Origin of the sequence: Photobacterium angustum, from assembly GCF_003026365.1 — a bacterium.
Taxonomy (GTDB): domain Bacteria; phylum Pseudomonadota; class Gammaproteobacteria; order Enterobacterales; family Vibrionaceae; genus Photobacterium; species Photobacterium angustum.
On the sequence record NZ_PYOM01000004.1, the window covers coordinates 235,577 to 249,965 of the forward strand.

The window sequence follows — 14,389 nt, forward strand, 5'->3', positions numbered from 1 at the left end:
TAAAAGCAGATATAAGACCATTATTTGAACATTATTTTACGTTCACAATGTGATTTACTACCCGAAATAAGATACAGATTTAAAGTGTTACAGCGTCACAACTTTACAATGTAAATTGATTTTAGCAGGGTATTTACAGAAGCATGATAAAGACAAGCTAAGTTACGGGAGATGTTATTTCAATTTCAGATCATCTTAAAATTGAACAAATAACCATAAGATCTAACAGTATGATGAAATCAATCAATTTCATAGCCATTTCATTAAAATAATTAATAAATAGCAGATAAAGGCTGATCGCATAACCAAAAAGGCTAAAATGAATGAACAAAATCTTGATCATCGTTCCGAGAAAATAACGTCGATCATGAAACGATGATCAAGCGTTCTAACAAACAATTAAATCAGGACTTCTAGACGATATTAGATCATATTGTCAGGAAAAATGATCAAGGTAAAAAGGGGGGAGAATAGCGATTTACAACCATAATTACGGAAGCATGATAGAAAGGAGATAAATTACTGTGAGTGTAGATTCAATAAGGCTTTAGCTAACAATATTCACCTTAGAACAAGGCTAAAAGGCCAATATTGAATGAAATGGCCAAATACTTGAAATGCAGATTCGTTTACTTGATCATTTTTCCGAATATAAAACGATAAAATAAGCACTTCTTTGGTAACATTCCGAATCAAAGTAATATGGATTAATCGCTATGGTTACGGTAATCACTGTGTATCATAATTTAAAAAGTGAATATAATTTAAACAAAAAGACTCGAATGACACTCACATGATCATTGTTCCTAGTAAAAATACCTAAATAAATGACCTTTGCACCGTGGAATTAAGGATCAATCAATACAAAGAAAGGATTGCTGTGGATAACTCTGTTAACAAACATTGAATCTATTATGATCATGCTTTCAATTGAGTGTTGATCATCGTTTCAGAATGCAAATGATCATGCTTCCAATGTTATGATGATCATGTTTTCGATTGACTGTTGATCACACTTCCGATAAAACTATGATCATTGTTCCGTAATACTACTATTTTATTTTCTTTTAAAACAAAATGTTACGCTGTAAAATAAAACCAGATCATTAGATCAGTTAATCAAATAGATCAGAATTAATCATAAAGATCAGTATTAAAAATCTTTAAATAAAAAACTTTATTTATTGATCTTTTTCTATTAATCTTTGCGGAAAGATGATGGATCTACGGTCAATGATAAATGAAACAACCTCGTAATAGTGAAAATGCCCCAATTGAAAAAATATTGATCGAAGCCCCTAGATCGCACAAAGATGGTCATTTATTTTTGATCCATTCAAATCTTGTGGATTGGCTTCCCCAGTATCAACATTTTAAAGGGGTCACCAAAAGTATTATTGAACTGCTCAATATTATTTCGCTACGTGGTTTATCAAGCAAAGATGGTTATGTATCAACAACTGAACTTGTTGAAGCAACGGAAGGGCAATTAACGCGAGCAGCAATTCAGCAACGCTTACGTGCAGCAGTGAGTGTCGGTTTATTTAATCAGCAGCCTGTAAGATTTGAAGAAGGCTTAGCGGGTAAAACCATGTTGCATCACTTCATCAATCCATCTTTGCTGATCTCTCAATTAGGCACGGGTAGTTTACAGTCAGACCAATTTAAAGAAAAAGAAAAGCAAAAACGTTCAAAAGCATTAGCACAAAATCATGTTAATCGACGTTTACTGACTGAACACGGTTTAGGTACCCCACCAAGTATGCCTGATGAAGCTGATCAAATTGTAGTTTCCCCAACCAGCTGGGCAGGGATCATTGATCAGGCGTTAGCGCCACCGAGAACTAAAAAAAGTTATCAAAAATCAATGGTTGCGATCAGTGGTACGAAAGCGATCATTGAAACACGATCATCAAAGTCGATCATGACGGTAGATGATCTCATGACATTGTTTGCGTTGTTTACCTTAACGGTCCAATATCACGATCATCATATCGCTGACTATGAAATTCAAGCGCGATCTATGGCAAATAAGACGCCTGTCTATATCACTGATATTTTGGCTTTACGAGGCAAAAAAGACAGTGGTCCAGCACGTGATTCTATTCGAGAAAGTATTGATCGTATTGAATTTACAGACTTTCAATTACATGAACTCACAGGTCGTTGGTTGAGCGAAAATATGCCTGAAGGGTTTAAGAGTGATCGTTTTCGTTTCATTGCTAGAACGATCACGGCTTCAGAAGAAGCGCCTCAAGAAGGGCAAGATGGTGAGATCAGGATCAAGCCTAATTTGTATATTTTGGTGTGGGAACCTTCATTTTTTGATGAACTATTAACACGTGATTACTTTTTCTTGTTTCCTCCTGAAATTTTACGCCAGCATACGCTTGTGTTTCAGTTGTATACTTTTTTCCGTAGTCGCATGTCTCGTCGTGTCAATGATTCCATGCTTTTAAGTGATTTAAATCAAAAGCTTGCTAGAAATATTGAATGGCGACGTTTTTCTTCTGATCTTATTCGAGAATTGAAAAAGTTAGCTGAAGGAAAAGTAACGGAAACGATCTTTGCCGTGAATTTATGGGGATACCATTTAACGATCAGTGCTGAAGAACCTGATAAACGTTACACAGATTATCGTATTGATATTAAATGTGATGCCGATGAAGTGATCCGTTATTCACGTGCTAAAACGACCAATGAAGGTAAGCGTACGATGGCACCAACAATGCCAAACCCGCTACGTAATGAGATCATGCCAAAGCAAGAACTGGAACAATTATCCGCAATTATTGATGGTGAGTTTGAACCGATTCAGCGAAAAGCACCGCGTCCGAAAGGTCGGTTAGGGCGTCGTATTAAGTTGCGTAAGCATCTTGTTGAGATTAATGCAGATGAATTAACTATAGTGTTATCTAAATATACCTCACCAGAAGCGCTCCAGCGAAGCATAACGGCGTTATCTGCAATGACTGGTCATTCATCATCAGTTATTACTGAAGAGTGCCACGGATACTTAGATAAGCTCGATTGGTTATATGTTTCTGGTGAAAAAGTCAGTTATGAAACCTTAAGTCGTACCGTTGAGTTATATAACAGCCGTCAAGACGAGCGTCATTTATCGATTGAACGTTTAATTTCAGGTTTAGCTGTTAGACGAAAAGTGTGTCAACTTGTTCATGAAGGCCATATTAATGAGCAAGTTTTAAAAGCACTTGATGATGTCGCTAAAGGTATTTAAAACTGTTGCGTCAGAGAGAAAAAGAGCGTTTTTGTGCGCTCTTTTTTCATATTATTAACGGAATAATTAATATTTAGTGTATTTTATGTAGTTATGAATAGTTTTAGTGAATATTTAAATCATGAGAGGAACTCGTTGGTTTAAATATTTTCATAGTGATGGCGCTAAATGATTGGGAACTTCATTGTGTTGAAAAAGCATAGAATAATCAAAACCGTATTATTTATGGCACTCAGTGTACAGTCTCTTGCTGTGTATGCGAGTGCAGATGATCGTCCCAAACTTAATCGAGAACGGATTGGACTTGTTCTTAGCGGTGGTGGTGCAAAAGGGGCAGCCCATATAGGCGTATTGGAAGTATTAGAAGAAAATCGAATTCCTGTTGATATCGTAACAGGCACCAGTATGGGCGCTTATGTTGGCGGTATGTACGCCATGGGATTAAGTGCTAAAGAAGTGAAACGTCGTACCTTTGGTGTTAAATGGGAAGAAGGTTATCTCGATCGTGCTAGTCGTAACGATCTTACGTTACGTAGAAAGCAGCAAAATGATAGGTACCAATTACATACTGATATTGGTCTCGATATAAATGGCGAATTTAAATCTCGATCAGGAGCATTTCAAGGACAAGGATTTGCTAAAATTCTACGTGATGTTACTGATAACCTCCCATCTTTAAAATCTTTTGATCAGCTTGCAATCCCGTATCGAAGTGTGGCTACCGATATTGCTAAAGTGAAACCGGTTATAATAAGTTCAGGTCATTTAGCGACAGCAATGCAAGCATCAATGACCGTCCCTGGAGCGTTAAAACCGGTTCACTTAAAGGGGAAACTGCTGGTTGATGGCGGTGTGGTTAATAATATGCCTGTCAATGTGGCCAAAGTGCTTGGTGCTGATGCCATTATTGCGGTTGACTTACGTGATAATTTAATGCCAAGTAAAGATCTTGATAGTGCGTTAAATATCGTTGCTCAATTAACGACTTATATGACCAATGCAAGTACCGATCTGCAAAAAAGTCTAATGGAAGAAGATGATGTATATCTTCAGCCTGATGTTTCATTTATGACTGCCGCTGATTTTGATCAAATGAAAAAAGCATATTTAGCGGGAAGAAAAGTGGCAACGGCTTCGCTACCAAAATTACTTCGTTATCAATTATCAGAGCATGACTATCGAGCTTATATTAAGGAAAAACAAAGTCGTCGAAGCCAATTAACCGTAGCCTCAGCTTATTATATTGATAAGATAAAAATAAAGAATAATACCCGCTTACCTGAAAAAACTTTATTGTCTCAGTTGGATTTAAAAACAGGTCGAGTGATTTCTAATGAAGAATTAGAGCAAGCAGTTAAACGCCTGCAAAGTGAAGATGTTTATGGTCGAATTACTTACCAAATTAGGCAAGAAAACGGCGAGAACGTGCTTGATATGGACATAAATGAAAAATCATGGGGACCGGGGTATTTAAACTTTACCTTGGCGTTCGAAGATGATTTCGTCAATCGTTCAAACTTCTCTTTTGGCGCTCAATATTTATATACCGATCTCACAGATAAAGGGGGAGAGTGGTTAACAGAGTTCTCGTTAGGTAGTTGGAAAAATATCAACACTGAACTTTATTTCCCATTAGATTATAAACAACAGTTTTTTACCGAAGTTGGTGCTGCTGCAAGCAATGAGGTGAGGAAATTCAAGCGTGAAAGTGCAATCCTCGATTCTGACAAAACTGAAGAACTGTACAATATTGAAACTGAATACCGACATGTGAATGGTTATGCGGCTGTTGGTTGGAATTTAAAATCATCGGCAGAAGTGACTCTTGGTTACAATGTTCAAAAAGGGTCTATCACGATACTTTCCAATCGCTATAAAGAGGATTATTTATTACATGGTCCCTATATCAACTTAACTTATGATGATCTCGATAGTTTTTATTTTCCTTCAAAAGGTATATACGCTAATGCAAGATTGGGTTATAACCAAACGACCAGTGAATTTAAAAATTATGACGAAGTAAATGGCGAAACCATTTCTTATAATTTCTCAATCAAAAAACCGTTTACATATGATCGACATACCTTGGTGTTAAACGCTAAAACGGCAGGATCTGATTCAGACGAAATGCTACCGGTTTTCGCCCAGGATTTAGGGGGATTATTTAATTTATCTGGTTATCACCGTTATGAGTTAAACGGCCGTTATAGTGCCTTTGGTAGTATTATTTACCGTTATCGTGTCCTTGATAACAACTTTGGCGCGTTTAAGCTCCCTGTCTATTTAGGGGGATCCATAGAGTATGGCGGTGTCTGGAATAAATCTTCTGATATGTCTTGGGGGAGTGCAATAACTGCTGGCAGTGTTTATGTTGCTGTTGACTCTATTATTGGCCCTGTTTACTTGAGTTATGGTCTCGCAGAAGATGGCAATGATTCATTCTACCTTTCTCTTGGCTCTTCGTGGTAACTAATAAAGTAAGGTTAGGTAAATTTACCTAACTTTGCTTATTTTACTTATGAATATGTTGTGTATTTACATAGCTATGACAAATGTATCTAAGTATATGGCAAAATAGTTACTGATATAACCTTTGTCTTATCATACTGAGGATTATTTATTTAGGAAGGATCTTGAATAATAATCATTTTTGTATTGAATATTACTTTTGCGAGCATTTTGCTCGCTTTTTTTTTAACTAAGATTATTTTTAATTACTTGTGAAATTTATCCTATTTAAAAATATTAAATAGCATTTATTTATTAAATATTTTCTTTCTTTTAAACAAGACAAATAAAAATTAAACCGTTTCTATAATCACAAAGTTAATTTGTATTCAGCAAAGTAATTGAGATGAAATAGAGGCTAACCATGAAAGTAGTTCGAATATTTATCTGGTTAGCAATGCTTATGAGCATTGTTAGCTGTGGTGGAGGCGGCGGTGATCCACAAACAACGGAGCAGCCTAGTGATACGGTATCGGTAGATTTTACGCCTGAATTTAGTGCATTTCGGATGGCATTACCTGTCGCAAACGGTGGTAGTGTCGGAAAAAATACCACGACGCCTATTTTGTTAGAAGGTCTTTTACAGGCAACCAATACAGCAACAAATACAGTAGAGCAGTTTGATTGGAAAGCTTATTTAGATCTTGGTACTTTCTCTGTGACCTCGGAAACCACGATAGGTTTAACACCGGGGAATTATGATTTTGTGCTTGATATTGAGCATGATGGACAAAAATATCATGGTGAAGCGAACATCGATATTATCGATGGTAACTCTCCTGTTGCGATGAATTTAACCCCTGTTTTAGGAAAACTTGATTTTGACGTCTCTATTAATCCTGAAATGGCTAAGCTCTTTTTCAAAGTCGATCCTAACGAATTAAATTTATTAGGTTTAGGAACCCCCATTGTCGGTATTGGGCTTGATAATAATCAAGAAATGAAGTTTTTAATCAATAAAAACTCAGCGCAATCTGATCTTTTTTTTAATATCCAATATGGTAGCTATTCAGTTGATATTAATTTCTATAATGACACCGAAAAAGTGGGGCATTTAGATATACCTAACCAAGTATTAAATATTGATCAAAATACTGCTGTTGTTAATTATGATGTGGTTCCATTGATGGGGGTCACTGTTATTACATTTAATGAGCAAGGAGACACCACTGATATAACGGTTAAAATTCCTAACTCGATCATTACTCATGTTCAGCAATTATCAGATCTTAATACTGAGCTTAAGTTGTTAGATCCTAATAATATGATAGTGTTTGATGATCAAGTGATATTTACCCAAGATCCCAACGCGCCTGATAGTTACATTGCAACGCTGCCGGTGAATTTGAATTTTGCTCAAACACAGACCCATGGGTTATTTTTAACATTAAAATTTTTCGATATCGCGGATAATCCGACTATCGCATTTGCGAGTTGCACATCTGAAAGCTTCCATTTAGAACATAATGATAAAACATTAGGTTGCCAAGTTACATTCAATGATACGACGGTAGACGTTGTAACAGCGCTTAATGCGCATTTTGTAGTGAATGTTTACGATGTCAACGGTAATCCAGTGAAAGATGCTCAAGTGTTTGTAAATGATGCAACTAGCCCTATTGGAGTAACCGGAGAAGATCCGTTTACCAGTGAAGGGGCGGTTGTATTCAATACATCAGTAGGGGAGCATGATATCAAGGCTAAAGCGATTGGTTATGTCGCTGAAAAAGTTGTTAATGCCACGCCTTTGAGTATCAATAATGTTGACTTATATTTGATGCTGCCTGAATCACCACCAGCTGATGCGGTTGAGCCAAGAAATTATGATACGCGAGTATCTTTGACAGAAAGTGTCAATATTCCACCCAGTACTGAGCAAATAAACCTTGCTAATGACATGATGGTTAGAATACCACCAGTTAAAATTGATTATGAGAAACGTACAGGTGTAGCGCGAGTTCTTTATAATCAGACAGGCTATTTGACTGATGCAGATCCAAGTAAAACCACAGAGCAAGTGGTGATGGATTTTCTTGAAGATAATCGACGATTATTACATTTATCACCTACTGATATTGCTAATGTAGAGCAACAAGTTTACGAAACAGCAGCGACAGGTGCGAAGCGTTTTTACTTACAACAAAAGATTCATGGGCGTGAAGTATTCAACGCTTTGCTACAAGTTAATGTGAATCGTGATGGCCGTATCTTAAGTGTGAATAACACGTTCTCACCACATATTGATCAAGTGATCTTAAGTAAGCAAGCACCCACCATTACGATTAAGCAAGCGATCATTAATGCAGCTGAAAAAGTAGGGATCAAGGTTCGCCACCAGCCAACCATTGAAAATGAAGATCTTAGTGCAGATGATCAAGCAACAAAAGTTAATGCATCCAGTGCTTCAAGAGAGCCTATTGACGCTAAATTAGTTTACATACCGGTTAAAAATGATGAACTACGTTTGGCATGGTCTTTCTTACTCTTTACTCATGATCAACGTCATGTCTATCAAATGTTGGTTGATGCCAATAGTGGCGAACTTCTCGCTTACTTTGATCAGGTTGATGAGCACAGCTATGAAGTGTTCCAATACCCAGTCGAATCACCTAATCATGCAACACCTGTTAACGCTCGCCAAATTGAAGTTAATCCGGCGGCAAGTCCCGGTTCACCATGGGGATGGCATGATATAAATGCCACCATTGGCAATGAATATACCATCATGCGAGGTAACAATGTTCATGCGTATAACGATTCAAATAATTCAGGTTCACCAACAGGAGTCGAGCCAGATTGTTTGGCGGGCATAAGTTGTGTCTTCCCACTTGATTTTACTCTACCACCACAAGATAACAGCGATGCGGCTGTAGCCAACTTATTTCATTGGAATAACATTATTCACGATATCACCTATCTATATGGCTTTGATCAAGCATCAGGGAATTTCCAAGTCAATCAATATGGAGCCCCCGGTGCTGGTGGCGATGATGTTAAAGCCGAAGCGCAAGATGGCGGGGGAATGAATAATGCTAACTTTTGGACGCCTGCTGATGGTACACGCCCTAGAATGCAAATGTACCTATGGTCATATACCACTCCACAGCGTGACGGTGATTTTGATAATGCGATTATTGTCCATGAGTATGCTCACGGTATTTCTAATCGTTTAGTTGGTGGTCCTGCCAATGTAAATTGTTTAAGTAATTACCAACGACCATCAGAAGGGATCAGTGATCTTTATGCCTTAATGTTGACTCAACCTGCAGGACTCACGGGAGCCGATCCTCGTGCGATGGGGACCTATGTATTAGGTCAGCCAACCTCGGGGGCTGGTATTCGTCCACAACGTTACAGTACTGATTCAACGATTAATAATTATACTTATGAAAGTATAACCTCAGGTATGTCAGTGCCTCATGGCGTCGGTTCTGTATGGGCACAAGCAGCATGGGAAGTGTACTGGGCATTAGTTGATGAACATGGCTTTGATATTAACTTGTATAACTCATTAGGAGGGAGTGGTAACCAACGTGCCATGTTGTATTTTACTGAAGGACTGAAAAATACCATTTGTTCACCAAGCTTTATTGATACACGTGACGGTATTATCCAAGCTGCTATCGATAACTATTCAGGCGAAGATGTGTGTTTAATCTGGCGTACTTTTGCCGATTTTGGCTTGGGTGTTGATGCAATATCGCCAAGCAGTAATAGCTTAAACGTCACCAATGGTTTTGGTATTCCAAGTTCATGTGATGAAACCGCTGATGTTTGGGTTGAAGATACCCACTTTGATTATTTTGGTCCAGCACCTGATACAGGAGATGAGCCTGATGCCAATATGGTTGGAAAATCAATGTGGCGTAGTAAAGCAATTTGGAATCGCGTCGTTACAGGTAGCCCAGGCCCCCACCAAAATCCTGAATTTGGCCAGAAAAATGAAATTTACGTAAATGTAAAAAATCGTGGTGCAGCAACAGCCTTTAATACAACTGTTGAAGTCTATTGGGCACATGCTTCTACTGGATTAACGTGGCCTGCGGATTGGACATTACTCGGTACAGATACTATTAGTAGTCTACCTGTTGGTGCTGATGTAGAAGCGACAGTAGCATGGGAGCCACCATCAACAGGCCATTATTGCTTAGTCGCGCGTTTAATTAATCCACAAGATCCAATGAGTTTCCCTGAAACTTCAAGCATTAATTATAATACTCGTCAAAACAATAATATTGCATGGCGAAACATGAATGTGGTTGATTTATTGATTAATCAGCAGCAAAAAATATCGTTTATTGCTAGAGCGATCGAGACTAATAACCAACAGATTGTTTTACAAATAGGTCATGATGAGCAGCAACGCTTCCTTAATGATGGCGGTAGATTAGCGATTAATCTATTAGAGTTTACAGGAAAAGATGAATGGCAAGAGATCACGCAATTACCATTGATTATTCGTGATTTACAAACTCCAACAGGTAATACCAATGAAGCGAATGTTCAATTACGCTTTAGCGCAGATCCTATGCCTATCACAGATAAAGAAAGTGCACTTTACCATCTTGATGTGATGCAGTTAGGTACAACAGCGACGGGGAGTAATGAAGAAATTGGTGGTGTATCGTATGAAATTATTACGCGAACTTACTTAACAGATACGGATAACGATCAGAAACCTGATATCCAAGATGATGATGATGATGATGATCAAGTTCTTGATGTTAATGATGCTTATCCACTTGATCAATCACGTCATTAATTATTATTAAGTGATACATTTAAGCCTCGCGATTTAGCGGGGCTTTTTTTATTGGTTAAACCGTATGTTTACTATTAGCATCTATCGTTCCTCTTACATTATCCAAATAGCTGTATCAAAACATGTCTAATGACGAGCAGATAGTAATTAACTGTAACAGTGAATAAATAGCGAAAGGGGAATGCTTGCTGTGTCAATCGTATCTTAATACCATCGCGAAAATTCAAGTTATGGACAACGTGTGATGGCATTTTTTAAATTGAAAATAACGCATGGACTTTCTCATTACCCCGATATTATAACCACAACGCGAGATCCACATCGCGCACTACAATTTTTAAAGTACGATGTCTCACCGTATTCGCGTGGTTTTACTAAAATCGTAATCGTTGATAACAAGCAATATGTGAAAAATTTAGCGAATAATGCCACAGCTGAATTTCAATCTGATTATATCCACAATGGTAAATGCAGTGTATTTACTCTTTTAAGTTGTAAAATTCTATTTGCTCGTTGGAGTCGTAAGTAATTTAATATCAGTAATACGGATGCTAGCAGTAACAATATAGACAATTATATTTTCGGGGGCATTGCTTCATCACCTAAGCGCTGACGATATTGATCGGGTGTGCTGCCTGATTGCTTTTTAAACGCAGTAATAAAGGGAGATGCTTGGTGATAGCCCAGTGTTAATGCAATCTCTTTTACTGATAAACCACTGCGTAGTAAATGCAGTGAGTAGATAAACTTTCGTCTTTGTCGCCACTCGGTAAAGTTCAAGCCAAGTTTATCTTTGAAATGTCGGGCAAGAGTACGCTCAGTTGTATGAAGCATTTTTGCCCATTCAGCTAAGCTGCGATTATTGGTTGGGTTTTTTTCAAGTTCAATCAATATTGTTTGTAGGAGCTTATCATCGCTTGTTGGTAAGTATTGATGATGCTCTTTACTCATTAAGACTTGATCAAAAAGTACTTTCACTAAGCGTTTATCTTGCGGAGTTTCAGGACTGACAATACGACGCTCGCGTAAATCACTCACCATGGCTTGCATTAAAGGGCTGACTTCCAATAAACAGGCATAATTCGGTAATGCATTAGCAAGTGGCTTAGTGATGTTCATTGAGCAATAATTTAAACTACGACGGATATAACTTTGATGCTCCATTGCTGGTGGTACCCATAAGGCAAACTGTGGAGGGGCAAGAAAGTGTTTACTTTCTGCTTTTAATTCAATGATCCCTCCACTGATCAGTTGCAATTGCCCCCACGGGTGAGCATGTTTCATCGTACCTGTATTTGGCAGAAAAATCGTATGACCAAAAAAGATATCACTGGGTGGATTATTATCATCAAATAAAGGTTGGTATACGTTTTTCATTGAACTTTAGCTGTCATATGATGTGATGAGAATAGTATACGCAGGTTTTAGGTTATTGATCTAGGTTGATAAGTTATGGGTACCAGTCGATCCCGCAAGTTTGTAATGCTTTAAGGTAGTCACGGGTTAAAGGATAACGGCCTACTGTTGATCCCTGCAATGGAGTTTGAAATATTCGATATTCTAAAGATTCACCCGTTAGCATTTGGTTAAATAAAGATTTAGCTACGTCACCTGTTGCTACAGTATAGGGAGACCTTGAAGCCAACGCTTTTGCCGTTACAGTGCTAAAACTGTATTGTAATTCATCACGCTGATGCATGTTCATATGACTTAAGTAATGATCGTATCCTATTAGAATATGAGGTGTAATATCCATTTGTTGTTGAAGGTAATAAGGCATATCACGCTGCTTGATTAGCCAACGATAATGACTATCTACTTGTAACTGAATATCGCCAACGGGTAAGGGATTTTGGTCTGGGCTATGCATACCAACTCTTAACTGATCGTGCACTATATCGACAATAGGATAATAACTGCTATCCGTTTGCATTGGAGAGATTGCACGAACACGACACACAGGTTCGCCTGTGAGTTCGTCAACTACTGTGATGGCGTGCCATTGAGCTGGATAGAGCGCAACACAGCCCGAACAAAAGAAGATAAGAGTAATAAGTATTATATAGAATGGCATATAACATCCTTGTGCATCTTGATAACGCTTAAAACGTGTGATTACTGATTTCAGTATAAGCAACCTTTACACATTGTGTTTAATACCTTCCGATAAGAGAAGGTATGTAACGCGCGGTTTTGCTTGAAAAATGAACGTCGGAATGGACAAGAAATAACGATATTGTTACCTTTAGTAACACTCTGATTATTTGTTAATCGTGTGACATTTTTTCTTAAAAATTAGGCTTTACAGTTTTTAAATCTATCGGTAGTATTCGCCGCACTTACGGAGAGATGGCTGAGTGGTTGAAAGCACCGGTCTTGAAAACCGGCATACGTTTATAGCGTATCTAGGGTTCAAATCCCTATCTCTCCGCCATATTCTAGAGATTCGATTTATCGGGTTTCTTTAAAGAATTGGAGCGGTAGTTCAGTTGGTTAGAATACCGGCCTGTCACGCCGGGGGTCGCGGGTTCGAGTCCCGTCCGCTCCGCCAACATTTTGATTTAACGCTAGCGTTAAATACACGAAATTTTAGTGCCGACTTAGCTCAGTAGGTAGAGCAACTGACTTGTAATCAGTAGGTCACCAGTTCGACTCCGGTAGTCGGCACCATTAAATTTCGGTGGGGTTCCCGAGTGGCCAAAGGGAGCAGATTGTAAATCTGCCGGCACTGCCTTCGAAGGTTCGAATCCTTCCCCCACCACCATTACAATTCCTCCTTAGTTCAGTCGGTAGAACGGCGGACTGTTAATCCGTATGTCGCTGGTTCAAGTCCAGCAGGAGGAGCCAAATAAAAAAGCCCGCAAGCAATTGCGGGCTTTTTTACGTTATAAGATATTGTTTATGAAATATTTATTTTGATTTTCTAAGTTAGTTGTTTGTATTGCCTTAATTGGAAATCTGGCTTTTTGGTCACTAAGTAGACTGCACAGGCAGCTAGAAGAAAACCTATGACTCCTTTCCAATCCAAAGATTCACCAAACATTAGCCAAGCTTGAATAGCCGTTACAGGAGGAACTAAATAGAATAGAGAAGCGACCGAGGATGAGGCACTTTTATTTACCATATAAAGAAGTAAAAGTAGTGCGATACATGAGAGACAAACTACTAACCAAGCTAATGTTAAAATAAACTCAGTTGTCCATTGAACTTCCATCGTTTCAAAGTTGAATGCTACAGGAAAAAATAACATTAAGGCTGCTAAGTATTGAACGCTTGCTCCTCCAATCATATCTATCTTCTGACAATATTTCTTTTGGTAAAGTGTGCCCACAGTAATACCAATTAATGCACAAAAACTGAAAAAAAATGCACTCGTTTTATGCAATTCTGATTGCCATTCAATTTTCCCCATCAACACCATAGCGATACCAATGAAACCTATGATCAGACCAACCCATTGAGATAGCCTAAATTTTTCTTGAGTAGAAAATAAGAGAATAATCGCTGTTAATATCGGCTGAAACCCTACAAGTAATGAGCTTAACCCTGCTGGCATTCCTTGACTGATCGCGTAATAGCTCCCACCAAGATAAAAACCATGGATTAACAGCCCAGAAATAAAGCTGTGAAAAAAGTTCATACCTTTAGGAATACGCTTATTAAGTACTACTGAGATAATTAGAAATAACAATATGTTTAAAGCCATACGGATAGAGAGAAGTGTGGCCGGTTCTGCATAGTTTAATCCTAATCTTGCTCCGATGAATCCAGATGCCCAGAGAACAACAAATACAAAGGGGATAGCCTTAGTTAGCATAATTAATCCTTGTGATATAACTCATGTTACTTTGAATACAATTAATATACTTTGGTGCAGA

Annotated in this window: 7 protein-coding genes and 5 tRNA genes; 9 read left to right on the plus strand and 3 right to left on the minus strand. The window is 38.1% G+C overall.

The window, feature by feature from the left end; translation table 11 throughout:
* Window positions 1–1,240: 1,240 nt before the first annotated feature.
* The 4 genes from CTN01_RS06040 (at window position 1,241) to CTN01_RS06055 (ending at window position 11,040) form a co-directional block, all read left to right on the plus strand.
* The gene (locus CTN01_RS06040) at window positions 1,241–3,241 is read left to right on the plus strand and encodes a replication initiator protein RctB domain-containing protein (RefSeq protein WP_045150585.1); all 2,001 of its coding nucleotides are present in this window, start codon (window positions 1,241–1,243) and stop codon (window positions 3,239–3,241) included.
* A 168-nt stretch (window positions 3,242–3,409) separates the two neighbouring features.
* The gene (locus CTN01_RS06045) at window positions 3,410–5,710 is read left to right on the plus strand and encodes a patatin-like phospholipase family protein (protein ID WP_045150586.1); all 2,301 of its coding nucleotides are present in this window, start codon (window positions 3,410–3,412) and stop codon (window positions 5,708–5,710) included.
* A gap of 403 nt (window positions 5,711–6,113) precedes the next feature.
* Window positions 6,114–10,511 carry a M36 family metallopeptidase gene (locus CTN01_RS06050; protein ID WP_045150587.1) on the plus strand — a complete coding sequence of 1,466 codons (4,398 nt, stop codon included), beginning with the start codon at window positions 6,114–6,116 and terminating at the stop codon, window positions 10,509–10,511.
* Between the two features lie 244 nt (window positions 10,512–10,755).
* Window positions 10,756–11,040: a hypothetical protein gene (locus CTN01_RS06055; RefSeq protein ID WP_045150588.1), complete on the plus strand. Its 285-nt coding sequence runs from the start codon at window positions 10,756–10,758 to the stop codon at window positions 11,038–11,040.
* A 44-nt stretch (window positions 11,041–11,084) separates the two neighbouring features.
* Here CTN01_RS06055 and CTN01_RS06060 read toward each other — a convergent pair whose 3' ends face one another.
* Entirely contained in the window at window positions 11,085–11,888 is an 804-nt protein-coding gene (locus tag CTN01_RS06060) for an AraC family transcriptional regulator (RefSeq protein WP_045150589.1), read from the minus strand.
* Window positions 11,889–11,961: 73 nt separating this feature from the next.
* Window positions 11,962–12,585: a hypothetical protein gene (locus CTN01_RS06065; RefSeq protein ID WP_045150591.1), complete on the minus strand. Its 624-nt coding sequence runs from the start codon at window positions 12,583–12,585 to the stop codon at window positions 11,962–11,964.
* Window positions 12,586–12,854: 269 nt separating this feature from the next.
* On the opposite strand from CTN01_RS06065, the gene CTN01_RS06070 reads away from it, so the two are divergent.
* The 5 genes from CTN01_RS06070 to CTN01_RS06090 all read left to right on the plus strand — a co-directional run bounded on the left by CTN01_RS06070 (window position 12,855) and on the right by CTN01_RS06090 (window position 13,358).
* Window positions 12,855–12,945 (plus strand) — tRNA-Ser (locus CTN01_RS06070).
* Between the two features lie 40 nt (window positions 12,946–12,985).
* Window positions 12,986–13,062, plus strand: a tRNA-Asp gene (locus CTN01_RS06075).
* A 43-nt stretch (window positions 13,063–13,105) separates the two neighbouring features.
* Window positions 13,106–13,181 (plus strand) — tRNA-Thr (locus tag CTN01_RS06080).
* A gap of 9 nt (window positions 13,182–13,190) precedes the next feature.
* Window positions 13,191–13,275: transfer RNA gene (locus CTN01_RS06085), tRNA-Tyr, on the plus strand.
* Window positions 13,276–13,282: 7 nt separating this feature from the next.
* Window positions 13,283–13,358: transfer RNA gene (locus CTN01_RS06090), tRNA-Asn, on the plus strand.
* 76 nt (window positions 13,359–13,434) lie between these two features.
* Here CTN01_RS06090 and CTN01_RS06095 read toward each other — a convergent pair.
* Complete coding sequence (locus CTN01_RS06095; protein ID WP_107188439.1) at window positions 13,435–14,328, minus strand: DMT family transporter; 894 nt, start codon at window positions 14,326–14,328, stop codon at window positions 13,435–13,437.
* Window positions 14,329–14,389: the final 61 nt, after the last annotated feature.

Coding starts and splice junctions, on each gene's coding strand:
- CTN01_RS06060 (WP_045150589.1), bottom strand. CDS start 11,888: ATGAAAAACGTATACCAACCTTTATTTGATGATAATAATCCACCCAGT.
- CTN01_RS06095 (WP_107188439.1), bottom strand. CDS start 14,328: ATGCTAACTAAGGCTATCCCCTTTGTATTTGTTGTTCTCTGGGCATCT.
- CTN01_RS06065 (WP_045150591.1), bottom strand. CDS start 12,585: ATGCCATTCTATATAATACTTATTACTCTTATCTTCTTTTGTTCGGGC.
- CTN01_RS06045 (WP_045150586.1), top strand. CDS start 3,410: ATGATTGGGAACTTCATTGTGTTGAAAAAGCATAGAATAATCAAAACC.
- CTN01_RS06050 (WP_045150587.1), top strand. CDS start 6,114: ATGAAAGTAGTTCGAATATTTATCTGGTTAGCAATGCTTATGAGCATT.
- CTN01_RS06055 (WP_045150588.1), top strand. CDS start 10,756: ATGGCATTTTTTAAATTGAAAATAACGCATGGACTTTCTCATTACCCC.
- CTN01_RS06040 (WP_045150585.1), top strand. CDS start 1,241: ATGAAACAACCTCGTAATAGTGAAAATGCCCCAATTGAAAAAATATTG.